General features: G+C 66.4%; 2 protein-coding genes. One reads left to right on the plus strand and one right to left on the minus strand.

The genetic code is table 11. The features are described 5' to 3' along the window. A partial coding sequence (locus RMP10_RS18510) for a hypothetical protein (protein WP_310571597.1) occupies positions 1 to 227 on the plus strand: 227 nt, incomplete at its 5' end. Here RMP10_RS18510 and RMP10_RS18515 read toward each other — a convergent pair. Then, positions 211 to 1,150 (minus strand): sulfatase-like hydrolase/transferase (locus tag RMP10_RS18515; RefSeq protein WP_310571598.1); only part of this gene is annotated, 940 nt, incomplete at its 5' end. The genes RMP10_RS18510 and RMP10_RS18515 overlap by 17 nt on opposite strands.

Raw genomic sequence — 1,150 nt, forward strand, 5'->3', positions numbered from 1 at the left:
ATTGGCGCGTTACCGTGGATGGCAGGCCGGTGTCCACGTACATGGTGTCGCCGGTGTTCATCGGTATCGATCTGCCGGCGGGGCAGCACACCATCGCCGCGCGCTACACGATGGCCACCACCAAGTGGATGTTGTTGGGCATGGGGCTGGTGGTCCTCGTGGGAGTGCTGGTGCTGCGCGACCGGCTCGACGCCCTGCCGCGCCGCCTCGTCACTTCCGCGACGTAGGCGTCGCCTCGGCGTCGACGTCGGCTTCCCACGCCGCCAGCAGCGCCCTCAGCTCCCGCACGATGGTCGGGTGGCTCGCCGCCACATCGTGCCGCTCACCGATATCACGCGGCAGATCGAACAGCAGCAGGTCGTCGCCGTCCACCAACAGTTTCCAACGGCCGCGACGCACCGCCCGCTGTTGCCGCTCACGGGTGTCGATGCGCCAGAAGAGCGGACGTTCGGCCAGTGTCGCGGCGCTGGTCCGGCCGGCCAGCGTCGGTACAAGGTCGCGCCCTTCGAAGTTGGCGGGAATCCGCGTGCGCGCGGCGGTGAGCACGGTGGCGGTGAGATCCATCGTGATGCCCGGCGTGCTCACAGTGCGCCCCGCCGGCAGCACCGACGGCCACCAGAAGATGGCGGGCACGCGGATGCCCCCCTCCCAGAGCGTGTCCTTGCGATGGAACAGCGGGGCGTTGTTGGACAACCACTCGCCGCCGTTGTCGTTCGTGAAGATCACCAGCGTATTCTGCTCGATCCCGCGCTTCCTGAGCGTGGCCATGATGGTGCCGATGCCACCGTCGGCGTGTTCGAGCATGGCGATGTAATCGGCGCGGGTGGCGGGAATGGAATCGGCGGGACTCTGAAAGCGCCCATTGTTCGCGGCGCGCGTGGGATGCCCCGGACGCTGAAACGGCCAGTGCGCAGCATTGTACGCGACCTCGAGAAAGAAGGGCTGCGTGGCGTTGTTCTCGATAAACCGCACGGCGCGTGACGTGATGAGGTCCGTCATGTAGCCGGTGTCGCTCACTGCGACGCCGTTCTCTTGCAGATCATGCAGGCCGTCGCCGCCGCGGGTATGCGTGTAGAAGTCGATGTACCCGGCGAGGAAGCCGTAGAAGTAGTCGAAGCCGTGCGTGTTGGGTGAATACTCCGGGAGATAG

Origin of the sequence: Gemmatimonas sp., assembly GCF_031426495.1 — a bacterium.
GTDB lineage: Bacteria > Gemmatimonadota > Gemmatimonadetes > Gemmatimonadales > Gemmatimonadaceae > Gemmatimonas.